This is a genomic window from Corynebacterium sp., assembly GCF_043426755.1.
In the GTDB taxonomy this organism is placed as follows: Bacteria; Actinomycetota; Actinomycetes; order Mycobacteriales; family Mycobacteriaceae; genus Corynebacterium.
In genome coordinates this window covers 1-26,296 of sequence record NZ_JBHWRP010000097.1, presented here as the reverse complement: position 1 = coordinate 26,296, position 26,296 = coordinate 1, and the positions used below count along the sequence as shown (strand labels likewise).

The 26,296-nt window shown below is 63.5% G+C and carries 26 protein-coding genes and 1 tRNA gene; 11 read left to right on the top strand and 16 right to left on the bottom strand.

Annotated features, from left to right (window positions below):
- Positions 1–7: 7 nt before the first annotated feature.
- Genes ACHFGA_RS10070 through purD form a run of 4 tightly spaced genes read right to left on the bottom strand, consistent with a single transcriptional unit; the run spans position 8 to position 4,821 of the window.
- A complete protein-coding gene (locus ACHFGA_RS10070; RefSeq protein ID WP_394282243.1) occupies positions 8–904 on the bottom strand; it encodes a phosphoribosylaminoimidazolesuccinocarboxamide synthase in 897 nt (298 codons plus the stop codon).
- Between the two features lie 56 nt (positions 905–960).
- Positions 961–2,391, bottom strand: a complete 1,431-nt coding sequence (purB, locus tag ACHFGA_RS10065; RefSeq protein ID WP_394282242.1) for an adenylosuccinate lyase — start codon at positions 2,389–2,391, stop codon at positions 961–963.
- Positions 2,392–2,417: 26 nt separating this feature from the next.
- The gene (locus tag ACHFGA_RS10060) at positions 2,418–3,533 is read right to left on the bottom strand and encodes a pyridoxal phosphate-dependent aminotransferase (protein ID WP_394282278.1); all 1,116 of its coding nucleotides are present in this window, start codon (positions 3,531–3,533) and stop codon (positions 2,418–2,420) included.
- A gap of 52 nt (positions 3,534–3,585) precedes the next feature.
- Positions 3,586–4,821 carry a phosphoribosylamine--glycine ligase gene (gene purD / locus ACHFGA_RS10055; RefSeq protein WP_394282241.1) on the bottom strand — a complete coding sequence of 412 codons (1,236 nt, stop codon included), beginning with the start codon at positions 4,819–4,821 and terminating at the stop codon, positions 3,586–3,588.
- A gap of 41 nt (positions 4,822–4,862) precedes the next feature.
- Between purD and ACHFGA_RS10050 the strand changes: the two genes are divergently transcribed.
- Positions 4,863–5,288: an HIT family protein gene (locus tag ACHFGA_RS10050; RefSeq protein ID WP_394282240.1), complete on the top strand. Its 426-nt coding sequence runs from the start codon at positions 4,863–4,865 to the stop codon at positions 5,286–5,288.
- Here ACHFGA_RS10050 and ACHFGA_RS10045 read toward each other — a convergent pair.
- A complete protein-coding gene (locus ACHFGA_RS10045) occupies positions 5,285–6,706 on the bottom strand; it encodes a sensor histidine kinase (protein WP_394282239.1) in 1,422 nt (473 codons plus the stop codon). The two genes, ACHFGA_RS10050 and ACHFGA_RS10045, sit on opposite strands and share 4 nt — an antisense overlap.
- A gap of 24 nt (positions 6,707–6,730) precedes the next feature.
- Positions 6,731–7,462, bottom strand: a complete 732-nt coding sequence (locus tag ACHFGA_RS10040) for a response regulator transcription factor (RefSeq protein WP_394282238.1) — start codon at positions 7,460–7,462, stop codon at positions 6,731–6,733.
- Positions 7,463–7,568: 106 nt separating this feature from the next.
- On the opposite strand from ACHFGA_RS10040, the gene ACHFGA_RS10035 reads away from it, so the two are divergent.
- Positions 7,569–8,930 carry an MFS transporter gene (locus ACHFGA_RS10035; protein ID WP_394282237.1) on the top strand — a complete coding sequence of 454 codons (1,362 nt, stop codon included), beginning with the start codon at positions 7,569–7,571 and terminating at the stop codon, positions 8,928–8,930.
- A 43-nt stretch (positions 8,931–8,973) separates the two neighbouring features.
- Positions 8,974–10,326 (top strand): MFS transporter, encoded by a 1,353-nt coding sequence (locus tag ACHFGA_RS10030; protein WP_394282236.1) that lies wholly within the window; start codon positions 8,974–8,976, stop codon positions 10,324–10,326.
- A 51-nt stretch (positions 10,327–10,377) separates the two neighbouring features.
- Here the strand turns inward: ACHFGA_RS10030 and ACHFGA_RS10025 are convergent.
- Positions 10,378–10,450 (bottom strand) — tRNA-Thr (locus ACHFGA_RS10025).
- 13 nt (positions 10,451–10,463) lie between these two features.
- Positions 10,464–11,438 carry a diaminopimelate dehydrogenase gene (locus tag ACHFGA_RS10020; RefSeq protein ID WP_394282277.1) on the bottom strand — a complete coding sequence of 325 codons (975 nt, stop codon included), beginning with the start codon at positions 11,436–11,438 and terminating at the stop codon, positions 10,464–10,466.
- Between the two features lie 102 nt (positions 11,439–11,540).
- Here ACHFGA_RS10020 and ACHFGA_RS10015 point away from each other — a divergent pair, with 102 nt between their 5' ends.
- The 5 genes from ACHFGA_RS10015 to otsB all read left to right on the top strand — a co-directional run bounded on the left by ACHFGA_RS10015 (position 11,541) and on the right by otsB (position 16,059).
- Positions 11,541–13,103: a threonine/serine exporter ThrE family protein gene (locus tag ACHFGA_RS10015; protein ID WP_394282235.1), complete on the top strand. Its 1,563-nt coding sequence runs from the start codon at positions 11,541–11,543 to the stop codon at positions 13,101–13,103.
- 43 nt (positions 13,104–13,146) lie between these two features.
- Positions 13,147–13,509 (top strand): hypothetical protein, encoded by a 363-nt coding sequence (locus ACHFGA_RS10010; RefSeq protein ID WP_394282234.1) that lies wholly within the window; start codon positions 13,147–13,149, stop codon positions 13,507–13,509.
- 3 nt (positions 13,510–13,512) lie between these two features.
- Positions 13,513–14,838 (top strand): trehalose-6-phosphate synthase, encoded by a 1,326-nt coding sequence (locus ACHFGA_RS10005; RefSeq protein WP_394282233.1) that lies wholly within the window; start codon positions 13,513–13,515, stop codon positions 14,836–14,838.
- A 79-nt stretch (positions 14,839–14,917) separates the two neighbouring features.
- A complete protein-coding gene (locus ACHFGA_RS10000; RefSeq protein WP_394282232.1) occupies positions 14,918–15,313 on the top strand; it encodes a hypothetical protein in 396 nt (131 codons plus the stop codon).
- Positions 15,310–16,059 (top strand): trehalose-phosphatase, encoded by a 750-nt coding sequence (gene otsB / locus ACHFGA_RS09995; protein ID WP_394282231.1) that lies wholly within the window; start codon positions 15,310–15,312, stop codon positions 16,057–16,059. The genes ACHFGA_RS10000 and otsB overlap by 4 nt, the downstream gene beginning before the upstream one ends.
- Here the strand turns inward: otsB and ACHFGA_RS09990 are convergent.
- The gene (locus ACHFGA_RS09990) at positions 16,019–17,116 is read right to left on the bottom strand and encodes a LacI family DNA-binding transcriptional regulator (protein WP_394282230.1); all 1,098 of its coding nucleotides are present in this window, start codon (positions 17,114–17,116) and stop codon (positions 16,019–16,021) included. The two genes, otsB and ACHFGA_RS09990, sit on opposite strands and share 41 nt — an antisense overlap.
- Positions 17,117–17,260: 144 nt before the next feature.
- On the opposite strand from ACHFGA_RS09990, the gene ACHFGA_RS09985 reads away from it, so the two are divergent.
- The 3 genes from ACHFGA_RS09985 (at position 17,261) to ACHFGA_RS09975 (ending at position 19,937) form a co-directional block, all read left to right on the top strand.
- Complete coding sequence (locus ACHFGA_RS09985) at positions 17,261–18,286, top strand: metal ABC transporter solute-binding protein, Zn/Mn family (RefSeq protein WP_394282229.1); 1,026 nt, start codon at positions 17,261–17,263, stop codon at positions 18,284–18,286.
- A gap of 85 nt (positions 18,287–18,371) precedes the next feature.
- The gene (locus ACHFGA_RS09980) at positions 18,372–19,073 is read left to right on the top strand and encodes a metal ABC transporter ATP-binding protein (RefSeq protein WP_394282228.1); all 702 of its coding nucleotides are present in this window, start codon (positions 18,372–18,374) and stop codon (positions 19,071–19,073) included.
- Positions 19,074–19,937, top strand: coding sequence for a metal ABC transporter permease (locus ACHFGA_RS09975; protein WP_394282227.1), 864 nt, complete (start codon positions 19,074–19,076; stop codon positions 19,935–19,937).
- Positions 19,938–19,945: 8 nt separating this feature from the next.
- Here ACHFGA_RS09975 and ACHFGA_RS09970 read toward each other — a convergent pair whose 3' ends face one another.
- The 7 genes from ACHFGA_RS09970 to ACHFGA_RS09940 form a co-directional block, all read right to left on the bottom strand.
- The gene (locus tag ACHFGA_RS09970; protein WP_394282226.1) at positions 19,946–21,100 is read right to left on the bottom strand and encodes an HNH endonuclease signature motif containing protein; all 1,155 of its coding nucleotides are present in this window, start codon (positions 21,098–21,100) and stop codon (positions 19,946–19,948) included.
- Positions 21,101–21,227: 127 nt separating this feature from the next.
- Positions 21,228–22,172, bottom strand: a complete 945-nt coding sequence (gene rlmB, locus ACHFGA_RS09965) for a 23S rRNA (guanosine(2251)-2'-O)-methyltransferase RlmB (RefSeq protein ID WP_394282225.1) — start codon at positions 22,170–22,172, stop codon at positions 21,228–21,230.
- 3 nt (positions 22,173–22,175) lie between these two features.
- Complete coding sequence (gene cysS, locus ACHFGA_RS09960; protein WP_394282224.1) at positions 22,176–23,567, bottom strand: cysteine--tRNA ligase; 1,392 nt, start codon at positions 23,565–23,567, stop codon at positions 22,176–22,178.
- Positions 23,568–23,591: 24 nt separating this feature from the next.
- Positions 23,592–24,386: a glucosamine-6-phosphate deaminase gene (gene nagB / locus ACHFGA_RS09955; protein ID WP_394282223.1), complete on the bottom strand. Its 795-nt coding sequence runs from the start codon at positions 24,384–24,386 to the stop codon at positions 23,592–23,594.
- A 39-nt stretch (positions 24,387–24,425) separates the two neighbouring features.
- The gene (gene ispF / locus ACHFGA_RS09950) at positions 24,426–24,917 is read right to left on the bottom strand and encodes a 2-C-methyl-D-erythritol 2,4-cyclodiphosphate synthase (protein WP_394282222.1); all 492 of its coding nucleotides are present in this window, start codon (positions 24,915–24,917) and stop codon (positions 24,426–24,428) included.
- 12 nt (positions 24,918–24,929) lie between these two features.
- A complete protein-coding gene (gene ispD, locus ACHFGA_RS09945) occupies positions 24,930–25,673 on the bottom strand; it encodes a 2-C-methyl-D-erythritol 4-phosphate cytidylyltransferase (protein ID WP_394282221.1) in 744 nt (247 codons plus the stop codon).
- A 19-nt stretch (positions 25,674–25,692) separates the two neighbouring features.
- On the bottom strand, positions 25,693–26,289 hold the full coding sequence (locus ACHFGA_RS09940; RefSeq protein ID WP_394282276.1) for a CarD family transcriptional regulator: 597 nt from the start codon (positions 26,287–26,289) through the stop codon (positions 25,693–25,695).
- Between the last annotated feature and the right edge of the window lie 7 nt (positions 26,290–26,296).

Below are 26,296 nucleotides of genomic sequence, written 5' to 3'. Positions count from 1 at the left end.
AACCGTTTTACTTCGCGCAGTCACCCAGCCAGCTGTGGAACTTCTCCCCGCTCAGGCGCTCATAGGCCTCGATATAGCGCTCGCGCGTGGCCTCCACCACGGAGCCCGGCAGCGCCGGCGGTGCGACATCCCCGCCCGGCTCCCACCCGGACTTCGGGCTGGTCAGCCAGTTGCGCACGTATTGCTTATCGAAGCTTGGCTGCACCTCGCCCTCGGCGTAGGAGTCCGCCGGCCAGTAGCGGGAGGAGTCCGGGGTCAAGACTTCGTCGGCAAGCACCAGCGTTCCATCCTTGTCCAGGCCGAATTCGAACTTCGTGTCCGCCAGGATGATGCCCTTGGATTCGGCCAGTTTCGCGGCCTCGGAGTAGATCTTCAAGGTGGCGTCGCGCATTTCGTTGGCGCGGGCTTCGCCGAGCTTATCGACGACCATCTGAAAGCTGACGTTCTCGTCGTGATCGCCCTGCTCCGCCTTCGTCGCGGGCGTGAAAATCGGCTCCGGCAGCTTCGAGGCCTCAGTGAGCCCTTCGGGCAGCTCGATGCCGCAGACGGTGCCGGACTCCTTGTATTCCTTCAGGCCCGATCCGGTGAGGTAACCGCGCGCGACGCACTCGAAAGGCAGCATGTTCAGGCGCTTAACGACGAGCGCACGCCCGAGCACTTCGGCCGGGATCCGCTCATCGTCGATGGGGCCGGCGAGGTGATTCGGGAAATCGATCTGGTTGAAAAAGAACACGCTCGTCGCCGTGAGCACTCGTCCCTTGTCGGGGATGAGTGGCTCAAGCGGGAAGTCGAACGCCGAAATTCGGTCGGTGGCCACCATCAGCAGGGTCTCGTCGTCAATCTCGTAGATTTCACGGACTTTACCTGCAGAAAGGTGGTTGTACTCAGACAATTCTGGTCGCATGGATTCACAGTGTAGACCCATCAGCGCCACCGTGGTAGTCAAGTGGCCACGTCGACTTAGAGAATTTCTCCCGGGGTGTAGTTCGCGGCTTCTGGGTGCTGGTTGACCAGGTCGTGGATGTTGTGCAGCACGTGGTCGATCTGCAGCTCGGTAGCGCCAATGAAGGCCTCGCGGTCTGCCAGCGCCTGGTCCAGCTCGGACTGGTTCAGGCCCAATCGACCGTCCTTAGCAAGGCGTTCGGTGAGGTTTTGCTCCGCACCCTTCTGGCGCATATCCAGGGCCATGGCCACGGCGTTTTCCTTGATCACCTCGTGCGCGGTTTCGCGGCCCACGCCCTTGCGCACCGCTGCCATGAGGATGCGGGTGGTCGCCAGGAACGGCAGATAGCGGTCCAGCTCGCGGGTAATCATGGCGGGGAAAGCGCCGAACTCCTCGAGTACTGTCAGGAAGGTTTCCATCATGCCGTCGAAGGCGAAGAATGCGTCCGGCAGCGCCACGCGACGCACCACCGAATCGGACACGTCGCCCTCGTTCCACTGGGCCCCCGCCAGGTCAGCCACCATGGTGAGGTAGCCGCGCAGGATCACTTGGAAGCCGTTGACGCGTTCGCAGGAGCGCGCATTCATCTTGTGCGGCATTGCCGACGAACCGACCTGGCCTTCCTTAAAGCCCTCGGTGACGGTTTCGTTGCCCGCCATCAGGCGGATCGTGGTGGCCAACGACGATGGGCCAGCCCCCAGCTGCACCAAGGCAGAGATCGCGTCAAAGTCCAGGGAACGTGGGTAGACCTGGCCCACCGAATCGAAGATGTGTGAGAAGCCGAGGTAGTCGGCGATGGTGGTCTCTAGGGAGGCCAGCCGGCCGCGGTCCCCGTCGAAGAGGTCCAGCATGTCCTGGGAGGTACCCATCGGGCCCTTGATGCCGCGCAGTGGGTAGCGCGACAGCAGATTTTCCACGCGCCGCACGGCGACCAGGGTTTCGTCGGCGGCCGTGGCAAAGCGCTTGCCCAGGGTGGTGGCTTGGGCGGCCACGTTGTGGGAACGGCCGGCCATCACCAAGGTTTTGTACTCGGCGGCGCGGTTGCCCATGGACTTGAGCACGGCCACGGACTTGTCGCGCACCAGCTCTAGGGACTTGTAGACCTGCAGCTGTTCCACGTTTTCGGTGAGGTCGCGGCTGGTCATGCCCTTGTGGATGTGCTCGTGGCCGGCCAAAGCGTTGAATTCTTCGATGCGCGCCTTCACGTCGTGGCGTGTCACGCGTTCGCGCGCAGCAATGGAGTCCAGGTCAACGCGGTCGATGACTGCCTCATAGGCCTGAATCGCGGACTCCGGGATGTCGAGCCCCAGGTCCTTCTGCGCGCGCATGACGGCGATCCACAGTTGGCGCTCCAGGATGATCTTGTATTCTGCGCTCCACAGCTTCGCCATGGTGGGCGATGCGTAGCGGTTCGACAGGACATTGCCGTTGAAGGGTTTTTCGGCCACAGCACAACTCTTTCTATAGAGACTTTTTAGTTGAGGTAATCGTCGAGACGCGCACACGCCTCGCGCGCCAACTCAGGAGTGGAGCACAGGCTCAATCGTACCCACGTGTTGCCGCCTGTCGGGTCGAAATCGATCCCCGGGGCGAACGCCACGCCGATCTTATCGACGAGCTCACGGCACCAGGCTTCCGAATCCTGCGTGTACTTCGACACGTCCACCCACAGGTAGAGGCCGCCGTCCGGATCCGCGAAGGTATCCAGCCCGATCTTCGGCAGCTCCTCCAGGAAGACCTCCCGCACGCGGCGATAGTCCTCCACGTAGCCGTCGAGCGTTGCGCGCGCCTCATCGGTGAAAGCACCGCGCGCCGCCACCTGGGAGACCGCCGGTGCGCACAAAGCCAGCGAGGCCTGCAGGTTCTCCACGGGCTCCAGCAGCGCGTCGGGCAGGATCAGCCAGCCCACGCGCCAGCCGGTCATGGAGTAATACTTCGACAGCGTGCCGACGACCACAGCATTCTTGCTGAACTGCCGCGCGGTGGCCTCGGGGCGTCCGAAGCTCATGCCGTGGTAGTCCTCGTCGGAGATCAGCCACGCGCCGTTGTCGTCACACCACGCGGCGATCCGCTCCAGCTCGCTCGGGTCGATGATGGTGCCAGTGGGATTGCCGGGACTGGTGACCATGACAGCCTTGATGTCCTCCCCGGACTTACGCAGCGCCTCCAAGTGGTCGGCAGTGGGCTGGAACCGTGTCGACGCATCCGTTTCCATCGTCACGATCTTGCCGCCCAGCGACTCCAAAATATTGCGATACGCCGGGTAACCCGGGTTCGGCAACGCCACCGTGTCGCCCGCATCCAAGCAGGCCAGGAACGCGTTGACGAAACCGCCGGAAGAACCCGTCGTGATGACCACGCTGCGCGCGTCCGTGTCCACCCCATAGGTGCGCGAGTGCCAGTCCGCAATGATCTGGCGCAGCTGCGCATCGCCGACGACTTCGGTGTAGCCCAGGGCGTCGTCGTTAAGCACTTGTGTGACCGCATCAATCGCGGCCTGGGGCGCACCGGTCGACGGCTGCCCCGCACACAGCATGATGGTGTCTTTGCCCTCACGCTTGCGACGCTGGACCAAGTCCAGCATCTGCATCACTCGAAAAGGTTGAACGCGGCCACGATTGGAAACTGTCATGGCCTCTAGCTTAAACCGTGATCTCCCCGTCCAACGCACGCTGTCCGATATCGCGGCGGTAGAAGGAACCCTCCAGCTCAATCTGCTCGATCTGCGCATAAGCGTCCTCGCGCGCAGCCCCAAGATCAGCGCCCACGCCCACCACGTTGAGAACACGACCACCAGAGGACACGAGGCGGCCCTCGTCGTCACGCGCCGTGCCCGCGTGCAGCACATGCTCAGCCCCGCGGATCTCCCCGCCGATCACGGGCGCGGCCGGGTAATCCTGCGCCGCCAAGACCACGGTGATCGCAGCGCCATCACGCCACTCAAGCGGCGGCAACCCCGCCAGGCGGCCCTCCGCGGTAGCCAGCAGGGCCTCGGCCAGATCCGACTCCAGCAGGGCCAGCACGGCCTGGGTCTCCGGATCGCCGAAACGGGCGTTGAACTCTACGACGGACGGGCCCTGCTCACCCCACGCGATGCCCGCGTACAGCAAACCCGAATAAGGAATGCCGCGGGAGACCATCTCGCGTGCCACGGGTGCTACCACCTCATCGACGATGCGCTGCACACCGCCCTCCGGCAGCCACGGCAGCGGGCAGTACGCGCCCATGCCGCCGGTGTTCGGGCCCTCGTCGTTATCGTAGGCGCGCTTGTGGTCCTGCGCCGGAATCAGCGGCACGACCGTCTCCCCGTCGACCAGGCAAAACAGGCTCACCTCCGGGCCGTCCAGGAAGCTTTCCACCAGCACCGGGTTTCCACCGGCGATGACATCGCGGGCATGCTCGGCCGCGGCTTCACCATCGCGCGTAACGACGACGCCCTTGCCCCCTGCCAAACCGTCATCTTTGACCACATAGTTCGGGCCAAAATTATCCAACACGGTATCGATCTCGCCCGCGTCCAGGATGCGCTCCGCATAAGCGGTGGCCACACCGGCAGCGGACATCACATCCTTCGCAAATGCCTTAGAACCTTCCAGCTGGGCGGCAGCTTGGGTGGGGCCAAACGTCGAAAAGCCTGCTTCGCGCAACGCGTCGCTCGCGCCGGCAACCAGGGGGATCTCCGGCCCGATCACGACGAGGTCTGCGTGCACCTGGCGCGCGACGTGCACCACCTCGAGGGGGTTTTGGATATCGCAGTCAACATTCGTGGCGATCTCCGCCGTGCCCGCGTTACCCGGGGCGACAAACAGTTCATGAGTCTGCATGGCCTGAGCAAGTGCATGTTCCCGGCCACCGGAACCGATAATAAGGATGCGCATGGCGCTCATAATAGCCCGACGGCGGCTAGACTTTAATCATTATGAGTAGCGTATTTTCGAAGATCATTAACGGGGAACTGCCCGGTCGATTCATCTACCGCGACGAGAAGGTGGCCGCATTCCTCACCATCGAACCCGTCGCCTATGGCCACACCCTCGTCGTCCCCGTCGAGGAAGTGGACAAGTGGACCGATATTGACCAGGCGACATGGGCCGACATGAACGATATTGCCCAGCAGATCGGCGACGGCGTGATCGAATGCTTCGGCTCCGAACGCGCCGGCTACCTCATCGCCGGCTTCGAAGTGCCCCACGCGCACATCCACATCTTCCCGGCCAACGACATGTCCGGCTATAGCTTGTCGACGACCATGGCCGCCGACGAGACCGACCCCGCCAAGATGGACGACGCGGCCGCTAAGCTGCGCAATTTCCTCGGCACCGACCAGAACGGTTACCTGCCCTAGCCCTGGCTAGCCCGTGGCAGTGACACCGTGAAGGTGGAGCCCACGCCCTCCTCCGAGGTGACGGAAATCGTGCCGTCGTGCTGCTCGACGAGCGACTTCACGATGGCCAGCCCCAAGCCTGAACCGCCATTGCCGCCACCGCGGGTGCGCGAGGAATCGGCGCGGTAGAAGCGCTCAAAGATGTGCGAGGCGACATCCTCACTCATGCCGATTCCGTTATCGCGCACGTCCACGACGATTGTGTCCTCCTCGTCGCGCAGCACAATTTCTACTTCCGCATCCTTGCCACCGTGCTTGAGCGCGTTGACGACAAGGTTGAGCAGAATCTGGTGCATGCGGTCCGGATCGCCTAGTGCGACGGGGATATCGGTCGTAGCGTTTTCCACATTGATGCTGCGCTCCGGGAACGCCGCCCGAGCCGAGCCCATCACCGCCAACGACAGCTCAAGCAGGTCGATTGGCTTCTTATTCAGACGACTGCCTTCCGCGCGGGTCAAGGCCAGAAGGTCTTCGACCAGTAGTTTCATGCGCTTGGACTCGTCGTCAATCTTGCCCAGCACGAAATCCACGTCATCGGTGGCACCTTGCCGGTAGAGCTCAGTAAAACCGGTCAAGCTCGTCAACGGGGTGCGCAGCTCATGCGAGGCATCGCCGACGAACCGGCGCATCTGGGCCTCTTTCTGCTGCGCCTCCTCCACCGAGTCCTGCAGCTGGCCCAGCATGATGTTCAGCGAGTACGACAGCTGCCCCACTTCCGTGTTTCGGGGCCACTCAGGCACACGCAAATCTAGGTCTCCCTCAGCAATCTTCTGGGCTGTTGCCTCCACTTCGCGCAGCGGGCGCATCGCACGCCGCACAAAATAATATGAGGCAACAGCGATCAGCACCAAGGTCAGAACAGAGATCACAGCCTGGATGATGTTCAGGTTACGTAGCAGGTTCTTTTCTTGGTCGAGGGACTTCGCCACGACGATGAGGCTGCCGTTCTCACTCAGGGTCGCCATCGCGCGCCAACTGCGTTCCTCGAGTGATCCCTCCACCGATGGCAGCGTGATGGGGTCATGCAAGGCTTCAAGCTTGGTGATATCCGGTGGGCTGCCCCTCCCGTTCACCACGCGCTGCGGCCCACCAAGGGGGATAATCACCTGCGCGTAGTCGGAAGGAAGCCGTTGCGTCGACATGCCCGGCGGGAGCTCGAGGGACTTCGCCCATCCATCGATCCCCGTGTACAAGTCTTCGTCGATACGCTGGTACAACACACTGCGCATCAGCGTGTATACCGCCGAAGTACTACCGACGAGGCCGAGCCCGGAAATCATCACCATGAGCAACACCAGCCAGGTCCGCAGCGGGACGGCGCGTGTTTTCGGCTTCGGCGACTTTCGTCGACGCTTCTTCTCGCTTTTGCTCCGGGCCATGCCTTGCACCATAGAAAAATTGTCCTACTGGCGTGGGGTACGCAACACGTAGCCGACACCACGCACAGTGTGAATCAGCGGCACATCGCCAGTATCGACCTTGCGACGCAGGTAAGAGATGTAGGACTCCACCACGTTGCCGTCGCCGCCGAAATCGTAATGCCACACGTTGTCCAGGATCTTCGCCTTCGACAACACCACCTCAGCGTTGAGCATGAGGTAGCGCAGCAGGTTGAACTCCGTGGGCGACAGGTCGATGATCTCACCGGCCTTGGTTACCTCGTGGGTATCGTCGTTAAGCGTCAAATCCGCGTAACGAATCGTTGCGTCTTCGCGCTCGCCCTCGGTCACATTGCCACGGCGCAAGATGACGCGCAGGCGCGTGATCACCTCTTCCAGGCTGAAGGGCTTCGTCACATAGTCGTCGGCGCCGATGGTCAGTCCGTGGATCCGGTCCTCCACCCCGTCCTTCGCGGTGAGGAAGAGCACTGGGCTGTCAAGACCTTCGGCGCGCAGCTTCGTCAGCAGCTCGAAACCATCCATGCCCGGCATCATGACGTCCAGGATGTACGCATCCGGCCTGTACTCGCGCGCGATCCGCAGCGCTTCGTGGCCAGAAGCGGCCGATTCCACCTCAAAGCCCTGGAATTTCAGGGAAACCGTGAGTAGTTCGACGATATTTGGCTCGTCGTCGACAACGAGCACCTTCACGCCTTGGGAATTTTGCGTGTTTTGGGTTTCAGTCATGATCTTCATGCCACCTTCATATTCGTATCAGGTACAGTAAACGCCCCAAACCTGAACGTTGACTGCCCACTTACTGTACGCCTGGTCCGAGCTCAATGGCGCTATACTGCCTTGAATGCGCTGGGTCTTTCTCTTGGTCGTGTCCCTCGGCCTGCTCATGATCGGCTTGGATAATTCCATCCTGTACACCGCCTTGCCGCGGCTTTCCGACGAACTCTCCGCCACCCCCGAGCAATCACTGTGGATCATCAACGCCTACCCGCTGGTCATGTCCGGCCTGCTGCTGGGCACCGGAACGCTTGGCGACCGGATCGGCCACACCAAAATGTTCACGATCGGCCTGTCCATCTTCGGCCTCGCCTCGCTTCTGGCCGCCTACTCCCCCACCGCAAGGGTGCTCATCGCCGCCCGCGCGCTGCTCGGCGTCGGCGCGGCCACCATGATGCCGTCCACCCTGGCGCTGATCAGGCAGACATTTCGCGACGAGCGCGAGCGCAATACCGCCATCGGAATTTGGGGCGCAGTCGCCATCGTGGGGGCGGCCGCCGGCCCAGTTCTTGGCGGTTTCCTCCTAGAGCACTTCTTCTGGGGCTCCGTGTTCCTCGTCAACGTCCCCATCGTGATGATCGCGCTGGTGCTGATGACGGTCACCGCGCCACCCAATATCCCCTATCCGGCAGCCCGCTGGGACGGGTGGTCGTCGTTAATTGCTCTGGCCATGTTTAGCCTGCTGACCCTCGCCCTGAAAGGCCACCTGCTGGCGCTGCCCGGCGCGATCCTGGCCGCGTGGCTGTTCGCGCGCCGCCAGCGTGGCTTGGAGCAGCCGCTGCTCACCTTCGATATTTTCCGCTCCCCCATGTTTAGCGGCGGAGTCATTGCCGCGTGGTGTTCGTACTTTATTGTCGCCTCCGTGGAGCTGTTGACCACGCAGCGTTTTCAGCTGGTGGCCGGGTTTTCGCCGCTGGAGGCGGGCCTAGTGATCGTGGCGGTGGTCGTCGCGAGCCTGCCCACGTCGATCATGGGCGGGATGTTCCTGCACAAGGTGGGTTTTCTGCCGCTGATTTCCGGCGGTTTTGTCGTGGCCGCTATCGGTCTTGCGGTGGCCGTGTCCAGCCTGGATAACCTGGCGGTGTTTGTGCCCGCCTTGGGTCTGACCGGCGCCGGGCTGGGGGCCGTGATGTCGGTGGCCTCCACGGCGATCATCGGGTCGGTCGCCCCGCGCCGCGCAGGTATGGCCGCCAGCGTGGAAGAGGTGTCCTACGAGTTCGGCGCGCTGGTGGCGGTCGCTGTGATGGGCACTGGCTTAACGACGATCACGGCGCGCCTCACCGCCGGGGGCACACCCGAAGCGCACGCCTTTGATACTGCCTACCTGGCATTATTGGGGGCCGCGGGGGCGATAGCAGTGTTGGCTGCGGTGGTGACGTGGTGGTGTTTCCGCGGCAACCCGAAGACCACGCCGATGAACCAGCAATAACGTTGTTGAGACAACAACCGGCCTTACCCTTAGGATCATAGGCATGAGTCAGCCCACCAGCTCTTCCGTTTCTTCCACCGCCGTGCCCGGGAAACGCACCGACTGCCTATCGGTTGCCGCCTGGGCGTCGTGGGATGCCGGGACAGCTGCTTTCCACGCCGTTTTAGTCACGTTCATCTTCTCCGTGTACTTGGTTGATGATGTGGGCACCACCGTGGACTCGAGCCTGAAGCCCTCGCAGTGGTATTCGCTGTCCATGGCCGCCGCGGGCGTTGTCATCGCGCTTGTCACCCCGGTGATGGGGCAACGCGCCGACCACAAAGGCACCCGCAAAAGAGCTGTCATCGTCTGGACGTTGTGGACCGTGGCCGCCATGGCCGCGCTATTTTTCATCAAAAACACCGCACCGGAATATTTCTTCGTCGGCCTTGTCTTGCTCGCCGTTGCCTCCGTGACCATCCAATTCGCCGAGGTCTCCTACTTCGCGATGCTCAATCAGGTCTCCACCGAGGAGACCGTCGGCCGCGTCTCCGGCGCCGGGTGGGCCGCAGGATACGTCGGGGGCATCGTCGTACTGCTCTTGTCCTTCATCTTTTTCGTCTCCGGTGATGGCGAGACCCGCGGCCTGCTCAACATTCCTACCGACGAAGGCCTCAACATCCGCGCCGTCGCTGCCTTCGCGGCGGCCTGGATGCTCGTGCTGGCACTGCCGTTGTTTCTGCGCGTGCCCGAAATCCCCCGCACCACAACCGATTTCCGCGAGTCCTTCATCGCCTCCTACCGGCGCCTCTTCAGCGACCTGAAAACGCTGTGGCACACCAGCAAGAACGGCGTGTTCTTCTTGGTTGCCTCCGCGATTTTCCGCGACGGCCTGTCCGGCGTGTTCGCCTTCGGCGCGATCCTCGCGGTCACCGTCTACGGCCTCTCCGCCTCCGAGGTGCTGCTCTTCGGAGTGGCCGCCAACGTGGTCGCGGCGGTCGGGGCCTTCGTCGGCGGTTACCTCGACGATCGCATCGGCCCCAAAGCCGTGATCCTTTCGTCGTTAGTCATCATGATCATCACCGGGTTCGCGCTGCTTTTCGCCGACGGCCCCTTCGCCTTCTGGATCCTCGGCCTCATCCTGTGTTTATTCGTCGGCCCGGCGCAATCGTCGTCACGCTCCTTCGTCGCCCGCGTCGCCCCGCCCGGCCACGAAGGCCAAATGTTCGGCCTCTACACCACCACCGGGCGTGCCGTCAGCTGGCTCACCCCGCTGCTGTTCGCCACGTTCGTCGGCATCATCGGCACCGACGACCGCGCGGGCATCATCGGCATCGTCATGGTCTTGCTGATCGGGGCGACCCTGATCATCCCCGTCCGCGACCCGCAGCGCGACCCGAACCCCGATCTCGCTTAACGACGACACCCCCGCCACCTGCACGAACAGGGGGCGGGGGTGTTCTTTCCGAGCTGGAGACGAGACTTGAACTCGCAACCTACGCATTACAAGTGCGTTGCGCTGCCAATTGCGCCACTCCAGCACTCGAAGAGATATTACACGTCGCGTGCGATCAGGTCATCTAAAGGGGTAGACGAAATCAAATATGGGGGCACCTCCAACACCGAATACGCACCATAAGCCTCATTTCGGGCGCTGCGCACAGCGGCGCGCGCGTACGCAATCGCCACCGCACCGGTGAAGTCTGGGTTGCGCTGCAACTCCAAGGTGTACTCGATCAGGTGCTGGTGCCCACCCGTGTCACCCGTCGTGATCACGTGGCCGCCGTGAGGCATACCGGTGTGCTCGGCGTCGAAGGTGGCATCGTCGACAAAGTGCACCTCGGTGTCGTAGCCGACAAAGTAGTCGGGCATGGTGCGGATGGCCTCGTCGATACGCGCCTCAAGCTCAGCATCCCCCGGCGTCTCCGGCACAACGTAGCAGACGCGCTTGTGCGCACTTTTGCCGTCGAGGCCCTCCGTCTCGCCGCGGCGGGCGCGCTCCAGGGCATCCTCCGCGGGAATCGTGTACTGCACGGCCTTCTTCACGCCCTCCACGCGACGCACCGCATCCGAGTGCCCCTGCGACAGGCCCGGGCCCCAGAACGTGTTCTGCTTCACGTTCGGCAGCAGCGCCTCCGCCATGGTGCGGTTCAGCGAAAACATGCCCGGATCCCAGCCGGTCGAAACGATCGACACGGTGTTGTTAGCCTCCGCGACCTCGTTCATCGTCGCTCGGTGGCGCGGCACGTCGCGGTGATTGTCGTAGGTGTCCACCGTGCACACGTGCTTGGCGAACTCCGGCGCCTGCTCCGGGATGTCCGTCGCCGAGCCCAGGCACAAGATGGCCACGTCGACCTCGTCCTTGTACTGCGCGAAGTCCGCCACGGGCAGCACGCGCGCGTCAGTGTCGAGTGCTTCACGACGAGAAAACACCGCTGCCAGTTCCATATCGGGTTGCATCGCAATCAGCTTTTCGACGCTCTTACCAAGATTTCCGTAGCCGACAATGCCTACGCGGATAGCCATAATGGGGTGTTCTCCTCTGTTCTAGTCGTGAACGTTTTTTGAATGGTGTTTTTAAGCGTACCCGTCGATACGCTCGGCGCGAGGACGTGCGCTAGTGTGCACTGTGTGCCCAACGTGCCCCATGCTTTGAAAAAACTCTGGGACAAGATCCGTGGCAGCCAAGTGGCCACGATTGACGAAGCGACCACATCCCCGCCGCCGTCCCCTCTCGCCCCCGTTGACCTGACTGATCCGGCCCAGGTGACCGCCGTGATGAATATTGCGGCGCGCATCGGCGATATTTTGCTGTCTTCAGGGACGTCGAATGCGGATACGCGCGCGCAGATCCACACGGTGGCGTCGTCTTATGGTCTGCATTATCTGCACATTGACATCACGTTTAGCTCGATCAGGTTGCATACGACGATCGGCACGACCGTGAAAACACCCATCAACGTGATGCGCGTGGTTGATGGCATGGATCCGAACTTTTCGAAACTGACGCAGGTGGACAACCTGATCCGCTCCATCCGTGCCGGCGGAACGCGGCCGGAGATCGCGGAGAAGATTCTCGACGAAATTTACCTAGCGCCGCCGCCCTACGGCCCGAAACTGGCCCTTCTGGGCTGGGCAATATTTGGCGGGGCGGTCGCAATCTTGTTCGGCGGCGGCTTCGGCATGGCTGCCCTTGGCGGGCTGACTAGTTTGGCGATCATGTCGATCAACAGCTGGTTGGGCAAGCACTCCATGCCGTACTTTTTCCAGTGCGTTGCCGGCGGGCTGCTTGCGACGCTTCCTGCGGCTGTGGCTTATGAGATCGCAGCGTCGGCAGGCATCACCTTCCGCCCGAGTTTGGTGATCGCCTCCGGTATCGTCGTTCTGCTCGCGGGCCTGTCGCTCGTGCAGTCCCTCCAAGACGGGATTACGGGCGCCCCGGTGACAGCCAGCGCCAGGTTTTTCGAAACCATGCTGAACACAGGCGGCATCGTCGCGGGTGTGGCCACCGGTATCCAGCTCAGCGCGATGTTCGGCAGCGGACTGCCACCGATGGAATCGATGGGCGCGACAGCTACCTTTGGCTCCGCCGGCGCCATCATCATCGCCGGCACGGTCACTTCTGCTGCTTTTGCCGTGGCCTCCTACGGCGACTGGTCGGCGGTATGGGTCGCGGGCGCTTCCTCCCTCTTTGGATCCATCGCCTACTACCTCGTGCTGCTGCCCGCGCAGACCAGCCCGGTGCTTGCGGCCGCGATCTGTGCCGTGATGGTGGGCCTGGCCGGTGGTTTGCTGGCTCGTCGCTTCGGCGTGCCCCCGCTGATCACCCAGATCGCCGGCGTGACCCCATTTCTGCCCGGCCTGACCACCTATCGCGCGATGTACGGCATCCTCAACGACCAGCTACTGATCGGTTTCGCCAACCTAGGCACCGCGGTCGGTACGGCCCTCGCCTTGGCCGCCGGGGTGACCTTCGGCGAGTGGGTGGCCCGCCGCATCCGCCGCCCGCAGGTGATCACCCCGTACCGTGCCTTCCGCGCGGCCGGCCGCATGACGTTCCAGCAGATTCGGCGCGCCGAGCGCATCGCCCGCTCCCAGAAACTCGTCCGCCCGGCGGTGCGGCTGCCTCGTCGTCACGCGCAAGGAAACGTGCCCGGAACCCCCGACCACCGCGAGTCGCGCGGGCAGGGATAGCGTAGAATAGGACCATCTAGCTTTTCTTTCTTTATCCAGGAGGATGTTCGTGCCGCCAAAGATCACCGATTCTCGCCCCTCTCCCGAGGAAATCCACGAGCTCGAGCAGGAAACTGCGCTCGGGGCCCGGCGTATCGTGGCAACCTACGCCGAAGATCTTCTCGATGGCGTCACCCTCATGAGCATGCTGGGTGTCGAACCAGAGGGCTTGGTGTACCAGAAGTTCGAGGAAGAACTCGCGCCTGAAGATGCCGCAGAGACCGCGAGCGCGAAGAAGGCCACCAAGAAGGCGACAAAGAAGAAGGCCACGAAAAAGAAGGCAACTAAGAAGAAAGCCACTAAGAAAAAGGCAACCAAAAAGAAGGCAACTAAGAAGAAAACTACGAAGAAGGCGACCAAGCAGTAGGCCATGGTCGGCGACAACACCTTCGTGGTGGTGGCCAACCGGCTGCCGGTGGATCGGGTGCAGGGCCGTTGGGTGCCTTCGCCCGGCGGGCTCGTCGCAGCCCTCGAGCCTGTCTTGCAGGCCCAGCAGGGGTGTTGGGTGGGCTGGCCGGGCGAGCCGGACGCGGTGATGGAGCCCTTCGAGCACGCCGGGGTGCGTTTGCATCCGGTGCGCTTATCGACGAGTGACTACGCCGAGTTCTATGAGGGTTTCTCCAACGCCACGCTGTGGCCGTTGTTTCACGACCTTATTGTGCACCCCGTGTTTGAACTGTCGTGGTGGCAGCGCTACCAGCAGGTCAATGAGAAGTTCGCGGTGGAGGCGGCGCGGGTGGCTGCCCCGGGTGCGACGGTGTGGGTGCAGGATTATCAGTTGATGCTGGTGCCGGGCCTGTTGCGCCGGCTGCGGCCCGATGTGACGATCGGTTTTTTCCTGCACATTCCGTTTCCGGCACCGGATTTGTTCCGCCAGCTGCCGTGGCGCGATGAGCTGCTGGACGGTCTGGCGGGGGCAGATCTAGTGGGGTTTCAGCGCGATCGTGATGAGGCGAACTTTAAGGCGCTCGGGGGCTCGTCGATAAGCACTGGCACGTTCCCGATTTCGATCGATCCTTCCCACTTTGGCCCGGTGAGCGCGGATCGCGTATCGACGATTCGTCGGGCGCTTGGTGGGCCGCGCACGATGATGCTGGGTGTGGATCGCCTCGACTACACGAAGGGGATTCTGCAGCGACTGCTGGCGGTGGAGGAACTGCTGGAGGCCGGTGAGCTGGAGGATGTGAGTGTTGTGCAGATCGCTACGCCGTCGCGGGAGCGGATCGACCACTACCGGCAGACGCGCGCCGCTGTCGAGCAGGCGGTGGGGCGCATCAATGGCCGGTTTGGGAAGATCGGCACGCCGGTGGTGCACTATTGCCACCGGCCGCTGGGCAAGGCGCAGCTGCGTGAGTATTATGCGGCCGCGGACGTGATGCTGGTGACCCCGTTTAAAGACGGCATGAACCTGGTGGCCAAGGAATATGTGGCCTGCCACCCCGAAGGCGACGGCGCCTTGGTCCTGTCCGAGTTTGCCGGGGCGGCCAGTGAGCTGTCGGCGGCGCACCTGTGCAACCCTTTCGATGGTGAGTCCGTTAAAAGCGCGATCCGTTCCGCGGTGGCCGGCCGGGGCACGCCGGCGGGGCGCGACGCGATGCGAGAGATGAACATGCAGGTCAACGAGAATACTGTCGCGGTGTGGGCGGAGTCCTTCCTGCGCCGTTTGGACAAATCAGGGGCGGGCCGTGGCGTATAACTGGATCAGGGCGGGGCTCGGCGCGCTCCTCGCCGCGAGTCTGGCGGCCGGCCTGGGTGGCTGCGCGATCAGCGATCGCATGAATGGGCAGGTCTACCAGGTGGTCAGCGTGTACCTGGAGCCGGAGTCGCCGGATGAGCTGCCGGCCAGCGCGGCGGGTGCTGCGCGCCTGGTCGTCGGCGAGTCCACGATGACCGGATCGACGGGGTGTGCCCCACTGCAGGCCGCGGTGGTGTTCAGCGCGCAGGGGCAGCCGGCGGCGCGTGACGATGCCGACGCGATGCGGATTTCCAATATCGAATTTCGTGACCCGGAGGACTGCGACGGCGGGCCCCGGTTCGTTCACGACTCCCTGGCGCAGATCCTGACCGCGGAGACCGATTACAGCATTGATCAGCTCAGCGACACGGAGCTGATCCTGACGAAGCAAACCGGCGAGATCGACCAGCCGGCCGTGCGGTTGATGGCCCAATGATCACTGACCGCATCACTGCCCTCGCCCACGCCGCGTCCTTGCTGGTGGTGACCGACTTCGATGGCACCCTGGCCCCGCTGGACCCCGACCCGCAGGCCGTGGTCGCCCACCCGGGCGCGCTTGACGCGTTGCACACCTTGGCCGCCCAGCCGGCCACCGAGGTGGTCGTTTTATCCGGCCGGCACCTGGATGGGCTGCGCGCGGTGTGCCTTCTGCGCGATCCGGTCGTGCTGGTCGGCTCCCACGGCGCGGAACCTTCTGACGGGGCGGTCGTGCTTGACGACGATTCCCTGGCCTACCTCAACCACATCGAGGCGGAGCTGGAGACCATCGCGGCCGCGGAGCCGCTGGCATATGTGGAGGTCAAGCCGTATCAGCGGGTGCTGCACGTGGCGGCGTTGGCGCAGCAGGACCCGGCGCGTGCCGACGAGCTGCTTACCCGCGCCCGCCAGCTGGACACGGGTGGGCGGCCGGTGACCCCGGGCAGCAATATTGTGGAATTTTCGGCGGTGGATGTCACGAAAGGTGACTGGGTAGCCCGGCGCAAACGCGGGGTTGATGCCACCGTTTTTGTGGGCGACGATGTCACCGACGAATCCGTCTTCCCTGTACTTTCCGGCCAGGACCTCGGGGTGAAGGTCGGCGGCGGCCCCACCGGTGCGGACCACACGGTGGCTGATGTTGACGCCGTGGCGGCGTTCTTTGTCAGTCTTGCCGCGGCGCGCCAACAGTTCTTCCGGGGCTAAAGGTGGTCGGGATGACCACGTGCGGCACCGGCCCTTGGCTGGTGCGGTCGGCCACTCGATCGTCGATAAGCGCCTCCAAAATCTTGCCCACCGTCGACCCCTTCTTCCGATTCGGCTGGTTCACCGTGGTCAGTCCCCGGATGTGGGCGAGATCGACGCCGTCGAAACCCGTGACGCTGAGGTCTTCCGGAACGCGCAGGCCGCGGGCCGTGCAATACTCGAGCACACCGAACGCCATGGAATCGGTCGTGCACAACACGGCGGTTAAGTCCGGGTGGGCCTCCAGCAACTCGCGGGCGGCCTCCACGGCGGAATCGTGATCGTTGAAGTGGCGCACCACCACCGGCACCTCCTCCACCCCGGCCGCCGCGAACGTGTCTAAAGCCCCGCGCACGCGCTCGCGCTGCACGTGCAACTCGGCCTGTCCCAGCTGGTCGCGGTCCAGGTGGCCATTAAATTCGGCGCGGTGCATCCGCTTCGTCAGCACCCCGATCCGCCGATGGCCCGCATCCAACAAGGACTGGGCAGCCGGCTGGATCGCCGCATAATCATCGATGCCCACAAACGGCAGGTCGTCGACATCATAGGGCTGGTCGACGACCACGATCGGCAACCCACGACCCCGCGCCGCCTCCAGGTGAGGGTCCTCTGCCGCCACCGAATAGACCACGAACCCATCCACCACGGCGTTTGCAATTAGTTGGGTGGAATCGTCGGCAAGCGGGCCGACGGGCACCAGCGTCATCGTATTGCGCACGCCATAGCCCGAGGCGGCCAGGCCCGCGAGAAAATCGATCGATGCCAAATCCTCGAACGCGAAAGACAACTGCTCCGTCAGCAACACCCCGAATGAACCCACCCTGCGGGTCCGCAAGGAGCGCGCCATCGGATCGGGCCCGGAATAGCCACGCGCCTTCGCCGCTGCGAAAATGCGCTCCCGCAACTCCGGCGAGAGCTGATCCGGATGGTTATATGCATTCGACACGGTGGTGCGTGATACGCCAAGATCGGCAGCAATCGACGCGAGCGTACCGCGCTTAACAGGCCGTGGTGACATGGCTTTAATCTAGCACCCGGCGCAGTACTCGCCGTTGCGCTCAGGGCTGGCAGCAGGCGCAGGCCCGACGAAAAGGTAAGCTACCTGCGTTTTCAACACGTTTTCATCTTGACAACGTTTTTCAACAATGGTTTATTGGTGGCTATGAAACTGACCCGAACCCTCTTCGCCACCCTTGCCGCAGGCGCCCTCGCGCTCGCCGGATGCTCCGCCGAAAGCGCCGACACCTCCGCAGGCGCCTCCTCGGACGCGAGCGGAAACGGCCTGAACATCGTCGCCTCCACCAGCATCTGGGGCGATGTCGCCTCCGCCGTCGTCACCGACCAAGACGCAACCATCACCCCCATCATTAGCGGCAACACCGTCGACCCCCACCACTTCGAACCCGCAGCCGCCGACCTCGCCAAGGCCGCCGAAGCCGACATCGTCGTCGTCGGCGGGGGCGGGTACGACGCCTGGCTCTACGACGTCGTCGACGAAGAAAAGATCGTCCACGCGCTCCCGCTCATCGAACACAGCCACGCCCATGATCATGACCACGGGCACGCCCATGATCATGACCACGGGCACGCGCATGATCACGAGCACGACGAAGCGCATGCCGACGAAAACGCCCATGACGCTCATGCCGACCACGAAGGCCACGACCATGGCCCCATCGAAATGATCGACGGCAACGAACACATCTGGTACGACACCGACGCCGTCGAATATGTCGCCGAGGAAATCGAGACCGCAGCCAAGGCCATCGACCCCAACATTGAGGCCGACGCGCAGCCCGTCCTCGACCGCATGGCCTCCATGGACGCACTGATCAAGGAGTTGCCAGCGGCGCAGGTCACCCAGTCCGAATCTGTCGCCGACTACATCATCCACGACTCTGAACTGACCGATGTCACCCCGGAGAGCTACCGTAAGGCAACCTTGAGCGAAACAGAGCCGGCCGCAGCCGACCTGGCCGCGTTTTTGGAGACCCTCAATTCGGAGCCGGTCGACATGCTCATTTTCAACCCACAAACGGCCACCGACACCGCCACCCGCATTCGCGACGCCGCGGAGGAAAACGGCATCGCGATCGTCGAGATCGCGGAGACGCCGGAGGAGGGCACAAACTTCCTCGACTACTTCGAAGACCGCGTCAACGCGCTGTCCGAGGCCGCGAAGGCGTAGCATATCGGCAGAGCATCCGGCGATCCCCTCTATCGTGCCTCCAGGGTGTCCTGGGGGCTTTCCGCCGTTAATCTGGAAGGTTTTTATGCTGGTGCAGTTTCATCAGGCCGCGGTGGACCCGCTGTGGTCGGACCTGAATTTGACGGTCGAGCCAGGTGAGTTTATCGCGGTGCTGGGCCCGAATGGTGTGGGCAAGTCCACGTTGTTGGGCACCATCATGGGCACCCGCGATCTCACGGCCGGCCGCGTGGAGGTCAACGGCCGGTTCGGCTATATCCCGCAGCAGCGCATGTTTCCTGAGGATCTGCCGATGCGGGTCCGCGACTTAGTCTCCTTGTCGTTGGCCCATGGTGTGGTGCGTCGTCGGACTGCGTCGCGGGCGCGTGTCGACGAGTTACTGTCCCACGTGAGCGCTACTGGTATTGCCGACCGGTCGGTGGGAAGGCTGTCGGGCGGGCAGCAGCAGTTGGTGCGCCAGGCCCAGGCGTTGGCGAACGATCCGGACATTTTGCTTGCCGACGAGCCCCTGCTCAGTTTGGATGTGGTGAAGCAACAGGAGGTCGTCGATAAGCTTGATGCTCGTCGCCGTGAGCGAGGAACCGCGGTGCTCTTCGTTACCCACGGGATTAATCCGATCCTGCGCGTGACCGACCGGGTCGTGTACCTGGCGCCGCATGGGCACACGATTGGGACTGTGTCTGAGGTGATGCGCTCCGAGGTGCTCAGCGAGCTGTACAACACGCGGGTGGATGTGGTGGAGATCGACGGCCGGATGGTGGTGATTTAAATGATCGCCGACTTGTGGGCCGATACGCAGTATTTGCTCAGCGTTGATTTTGTGCAGACGTCCCTGGTGGCCTGCGCTTTCCTTGGGCTGCTGTCCGGGGTGATGACCAGCCTGATCGTGTTGCGTCAGATGTCCTTTTCGGTGCACGCGACCAGTGAGCTGGCCCTGATGGGTGCGTCGGCAGCCCTGCTTTTTGGGCTCAACATTGGCCTGGGCGCGGTAGCCGGGTCGATCGTGGCGGCCATCGTGCTCGCGCTGCTGGGGATGCGTGGCCAGCAGGACTCCGCCGTCGGCGTGGTGATGAGCGCCGGCATGGGGCTTTCGGTGCTGTTTTTGCACCTTTACCCAGGCAATTCGACGACGGCGATGACGCTTCTGATGGGCCAGATCGTGGGCGTGTCCACGGCGTCGCTGTGGCTGCTCATCGCCACGACCGTGATCGTCGTTGTCGCCGTGGTGGTGTTCTGGCGCCCCATCCTGTTCGCCTCCGCCGACCCCGTCATGGCGCGCGCCGCCGGCGTCCCGGTCCGCGCCGTGGCCGTGGGCTTCGCCGTCCTGGTCGGTTTGGCGTCCGCCCAGTCGGTCCAGGTGGTCGGTGCTCTGCTAGTGATGGCGTTACTGATCACCCCGGGCGCGGCCGCCGTCCAGATCACCTCGAGCCCGGTCCGCGCGGTCGTGTGGTCGGTCGTGTTCGCCGAACTATCGGCCGTCGGCGGGTTCATCCTCTCGCTGGCCCCGGGCGTGCCGGTCAGTGTGTTTGTCGCCGGCATCTCCTTTCTCATCTACCTGGTGTGCCGCGCGATCGGCTGGTGGCGCAAGCGCGGCGCCACCCGCGATGAAGTCGCCGCCAACTCACGACACTAAACAGCGCTTCACAGGTGCACAGGTAGTCCAGCGGCTTCTCGCACTGCTCTGATCGCCCCGCCGCGCGCCGCCGGGTGCATATTCAGTTCCGGCTCTCCCCCGTAGGCCGGCACCCAATAGTCCAAACCACCGATCTTCTCGATGTGGCCATAGCGCGGCCGGTCGCGGTCGTCGTCGTTGCGCCCGTTGTCGAAATCGCAGAGCATGGTGTAATTGTCCATCTCAGACTCGCCGCCATCCTTATACGCCGTGATGTGGTGCATCTGGCATTCGTCGGCCGGCTTGCCGCAACCTGGCCAGGCGCACACCGGCGTTTTCAGCCGCTGGCGCAACCGCTCCTTCAGGGTAGCGAAGCGGCGGGGGCCCAGCTCCTCACTGTTGGGGTCGCGCAGGCGGTACAGTTCCAAATCTTCGCCGGTGATCTCGTCGACAAGCAAAGCAAAACCGGCGTCGGCAAGCTTCGCGGAAACGAAATCGGCCCCGGTCATCACGGTCCCGTTCGTCAGCGCCAGGCGCACCTCATCAGGCCCCGCACCCTCCCAGCTCAGCGCCTCCCCGTTCAGCGGCACAATGATCGCCGGCGCCAGCTCCGGCCCCGTCCCATCGCCGGAAGTCGCCAGCCGCAGCAACGCCTCCGCCGGCTCAATGCCGTGCTCGCGCGCAAACGCCGTGGCCTTGTCCATCGCCGCCTTCACCAGGTGCGCCGGCCCGCGCAGCTTCATGTCGCTTAACGACGAATCCGGCACCGCTTTACTGCTCAGCTTCATCTCCGGGTTCTGGGCCGTGTCGCCGTTGTACTCGGCCACCAGCTCCCGCGCCCGCTTCCGTAAGGTGCGCAGCACAGGAGCGCACGATGCCAACTCCTGCCGCAGCTCCCACTTCCGGTTCTTGTCGCGGAGTTTGCGCACGTAGCTTTCGATTTCGTTCATGGTGTTAAAGGTGTGCTCCATCGCCGTCAAAATAGCGCACACGGCAGACTGTTTGCGGCTGGCGTTGGTGTCGGTGCAGTACACGTCGGCAAGGCGCGCGATGATTTTCGCCATGGTGGCATCGAGGCCTTCGTGACACAGGTCGATCACGCTCATGCCGGCGGCGTCGTTCAGCACGTCCAGCGGCGAGCGCCAGCCGGTGGCGAAGGCTGTCAGGGCTTCTTTTTCGTTCATGACCCTGACGCTAAAACATTATTCGCGCCCGTGTTTTTCGCGCAGAAAAAATCTGTGGATAACTCTGAGTTATCCACAGATTTTGAGGTTTCCGCGGTCAGCACCTCATGGGCTGGCCAGGCGCGAGTTAGGCTGTGGGGTTGCGCCTCTGGCGCGCGAACTCGCTCAGCACCACGCCGGCGGCCACGGACGCGTTGAGGGATTCGACCCAGTCGGTCGTCGGAATGGACATGATCGTGTCGCAGTTTTCCCGCACCAGGCGCGAAATGCCCTTGCCTTCGGAGCCGACGACGATGAGGATATTGTCGCGGCCGCCATCGTAGGTGTCCAACGTGTGCTCCCCGCCAGCGTCCAGCCCGACCACCTGGTAGCCGTTCTTCTGGAACTGCTGCACGGTGCGCGTCATGTTCGTCTCGCGCGCCACCGGCAGCCGCGCCGCCGTGCCCGCCGAAGTCCGCCACGCCACGCCCGTGACCTGAGCGCTACGACGCTCCGGAATGATCACCCCGTGACCGCCAAACGCCGCGGTGGACCGGATCACAGCCCCCAGGTTGCGGGGGTCGGTGATGTTGTCCAGCAGCACGAACATGCCTTTTTCGCCGCGGTCGCGCACGCCGGCCAGCAGGTCGAAAGCGTTGGCGTATTTATAGGGCGCGATCTGCAGCCCGACGCCCTGGTGCATGGAGTTGCCCACCAGGCGGTCCAGTTCGTGGCGTGCGATTTCGCGGGTGGGAATATTCCGCTGATGCGCGATCTGCACGGCTTCGGCTAGGCGGTCGTCGGCACCCGTGCCCTGGGCGACGATCAGCGCTTCCGCCGGCACGTCGGCATGCAGGCATTCGATGACCGGGTTGCGCCCCACGACCAGATCGGGCTGCTCGCGCTCATGCTTGCCGGAGTTGCTGCGGTCGCGCCGCACCTTGGCCTTGTGTTTTGCGTGGTAGACGCGGTCTTCGGCTTTGGGGGTGGGTCCTTTGCCGCGCAGGCCGCGACGGTTTTTGCCGCCGGTGCCTTTGGTGGCGCCTTTCTTGCGTGTTTGGCGTACGTCGGGGCGTCGATAAGGTTTTGCCATTGTTTAGTCCTTCAGTGTCCAGGTGGGGCCGTCGGCGGTGTCGGTGACCTCGACGCCGGCTTCGGTGAGCCGGTCGCGCACGGCATCGGCGGTGTCCCAGTCTTTGTTGGCGCGGGCGTCGGCCCGGCGGGTAAGTTCGGCGCGCACGAGTACGTCGAGCGCGTGGTGGGCATCGTCGCTTGTCGACGAGTGGTCCTGCCATTGCCCCGGATCCACACCGAGGACTGCTGTCATGGCTCGGACCTGGCCGGCGAGTTCTGTGGCGGTCTCTTCGTCGCCACGCGCGAGTGCGCTGTTGCCTTCGCGGACCGCGTTGTGGATTTCGGCCAGTGCGCGTGGGACGCCGAAGTCGTCGTTAAGCGCCTCGGCGAAAGCATCGGTCCAGTGGGTGGGTTGGGCCTCAGGCAGCTTGCCGACGAAGGCCTCAATCCTGCGGTAGCCGGCGGCCGCTTCGTGGAGTGCTTCGGGTGAGTACTCGAGCACGCTGCGGTAGTGGGCGCTGCCGAGGTAGTAGCGCAGTTCGACGGGGCGGACCGTCTCGAGCATCTTGGGGACGGATAAGACGTTGCCGAGGGATTTCGACATTTTCTCACCACTCATGGTTACCCAGTGGTTGTGCATCCAGTAGTTGGCGAATTTGTCGCCGACGGCGTGGGATTGGGCCTGTTCGTTTTCGTGGTGTGGGAACTGCAGGTCGAGCCCGCCGCCGTGAATGTCGAACTGGCCGCCGAGGTACCAGGTGGACATGGCGGAGCACTCGAGGTGCCAGCCGGGCCGGCCGTCTCCCCAAGGGGTAGGCCAGTGTGGTTCGCCGGGCTTGGCGGCTTTCCACAGGGCGAAGTCGAGCGCGTGGCGTTTGCCGCGGTTGTCGGTTTCTCCCTGGGCGTCCTGGCCGAGCTCGTCGACGCGGTTGCCGGAAAGCGAACCGTAGTCACCGCCGGCGGCCACCCAGGCCTGCACGTCGAAGTACACGGAGCCGTCGGCAGCATAGGCGTAGCCGTTGTCGATCAGGCGCTGCATGTAGTCCACCATTTGGGTCACATGCCCGGTCGCGCGCGGTTCGACGCTGGGAGGCAGCACCCCGAGGGTGTTGTAGGCCCAGGTGAATTCGCGCTCGTAGTGGCTGACCCACTCCCACCAGGGCCGGCCGGCGTCGGCGGCTTTGTTGAGGATTTTGTCGTCGATGTCGGTGACGTTGCGCACGAACGCAACATCGTAGCCTTGGGCGGAAAACCAGCGGCGGACGATGTCGAAAGCCACTCCGCTGCGCACATGCCCGATGTGGGGCTGTGCTTGCGGGGTGGCGCCGCACAGGTAGATGGAGACGTGTCCTTCCCGCACGGGCTGGAAGTCGCGCAGTGTACGTGTTGCGGTGTCGAAGATGCGTTGAGTCACACGGCCTAGTTTAGACCACACCTATTAGTACTTCGGTTGCCCGTCGATTCCGCGCCAGCTGGGCCGCATTTCTTCGACGCGGCGGTAGTACTGACTGTCCTTGAGCATCATGGCGGCGTCCTCGTCGACGACGACGGTGGCGTTGGTATGCATTTGAAGCACGCTGGCGGGGCACGACGCGGAGACAGGACCCTCGACGAGGCTTGCTACGGCGCGCGCTTTGCCCTGCCCGGTGGCGATCAGCAGGGCGTGGTTGGAGCGCAGAATCGTGCCAAGGCCTTGGGTGATGGCGTGCTTCGGTACGTCGTCGACGGTGTCGAAGAAGCGGGCGTTGTCTTTGACGGTTTGGGCATGCAGCACCTCCACCCGGGTCGTGGACCGCAGCGAGGTCGCCGGCTCGTTGAATCCGATGTGCCCGTTGGTGCCGATGCCCAGCAACTGGCAGTTAATGCCGCCCGACATCACGATCGCATCTTCATATTCCTGCGCCGCGATCCACGGCTTGTCGCTCATTCCGTTGGGCGAGTGCACGTCGGAATCGTTGATGTCGATGTGGTTGGTGAACTCGTTGCGGATCACGTAGTGGTAGCTTTGCTCGTGCTCGGGCGGCACGCCGATATATTCGTCCAGGCAGAAGGCCTTGGTCCCTTTGAAGGAGATCTCGCCAGCTTCGCAGCGGCGGATCAGTTCCTGGTACGTTTTCAGCGGGGTGGAGCCGGTGGCAAGTCCCAGTACGGCGCCGGGGCGGAGGTTTGCTGCGATGATGTCGGCGGCAGTCTGGGCGACATCGTCGGGGGTACGACGAATCAAGATTTCCATATGAGTTACTTTAGCGGACAGTTTCCGCTCGCATTGTTTTTAATGCGCCGTGGCGACGTTCACCAGGGCGGTGGCGATCGCCGCGCGCCCTTGACCACTGCCGGTAAAGCCCATGTGGTCGGTCGTGGTCGCGGAAACGCTGACCGACGCGCCGAGCGCTTCCGACAGGACCTGCTGTGCCTCGTCGCGACGCGGACCGAACTTCGGGGTCTGCCCGATCAGCTGCGCGCTGACGTTGAGCACTCGGTGGCCGTGTGTGTCCAGCAGCTCGCGCAGTTCGTTAAGCAGCTGCACGCCGGTCACCCCGTCATATTCGGGCCGTCCCACCCCGACAAAACTGCCCAAATCGCCCAGCCCGCAGGCGGACAAGACAGCATCGACCACGGTGTGTGCGACAACGTCGCCGTCGGAATGGCCTTCACAGCCGTCATCGTCGGCAAACAAAACGCCGGCGATCCAACATTCCTTGCCTGCCTGGATCTGGTGGGCATCAAAGGCGGTGCCCACGCGCAGGTTGTTCAGCTCGGTCATCAGGTGGTTCCTTTAGTCAGCGGGTCGATCGTCGATAAGCGATCCGGGCACGTCGAACACGGTTGGCTCAGCCTCGTCGGTGATGGTGGTGGCCAGGGTCAGGTCGATGGGCGTGGTGATTTTAAACGCCATCGGATCGCCATTGACGCAGGTCACATCGACGCCGAACCATTCCATCAGGCTCGCATCATCGGTGGCGACGAAGCCAGGGTCGCTCGTCGAAAAGTACTGTTCGTTGGCGCGGCGCAACTGCTCAAGGTCGAAGCCTTGGGGCGTTTGGACGGCGCGGAGCTGGGCACGATCGGGCGTGCCGACGACGAGATCCCCCGCGACTTCCTTAATGGTGTCAGCGACGGGGACAACGGGCACAACGGCGGGCGCACCGGCCAATACGGTGCGGGCCACCCGCGCGATCATGCCTGGTGGGGTGAGTGCGCGTGCGGCATCGTGGATCAGGACGACGGCATTATCGTCGTCAATTGCTTGTAGCCCAGCCCAGATGCTGTCAGCGCGCTCGCCGCCGCCGTGGACGAAGCGGACCTGCGGGTGCCCTTCCAGGGTGCGCCGGGCGTGGTTTTCCATGTCGGGGCTGATCAGCACGATGATCTCATCGACGATCTCGGCGGTCTCCATTGCGGTGACGGATCGCTCGACCAGCGAGCGACCCCGCAGGCGGACGAAGGCCTTGGGGATGTCTGCACCCAAGCGGGTGCCGCGCCCGGCGGCGGCGATGATGGCGATGACTTTGCGGGACACAGTAGTAGGCCCTGCTGGTTTAGGACTTGCCGTTCTCGTCTGCGTCTTCGTCGTCGAAGCTGAGGTCGTCGATATCGATGTCGTCCTCATCGTCGAACTCGCCTGCAGGCTTGTCCGCCTTGGCGTGACGCTGCATCGCCTCCTGGATTTCTTTCTCCAGCTCGTCGGCCTTCTTCTCGTCGACAGGCTGGGCGAGGGCGAGCTCACCGACGAGGATCTGGCGGGCCTTGCCCAGCATGCGCTTCTCACCGGCGGACAGGCCACGGTCCTGGTCGCGCCGCCACAGGTCGCGCACCACCTCGGCGACCTTGTTGATGTCACCAGACGCGAGGCGTTCCTGGTTGGCCTTGTAACGCCGCGACCAGTTGCCGGCCTCTTCAACGTCGGTTTCGCGCAGCACGGAGAAGACCTTTTCCAGGCCTTCCTTGCCGACGACGTCACGCACACCGACCATCTCGGTGTTCTTGATGGGCACGCGCACTTCCAGGTCAGACTGCAGGATCTTCAGAACGAGAAATTCGAGCTTCTCTCCGCCCATTTCCCGTTCTTCGATGTCGGCGATGCGGGCGGCTCCGTGATGTGGGTAAACGACCACTTCTCCGACTTTGAATTCCATTGCTGCT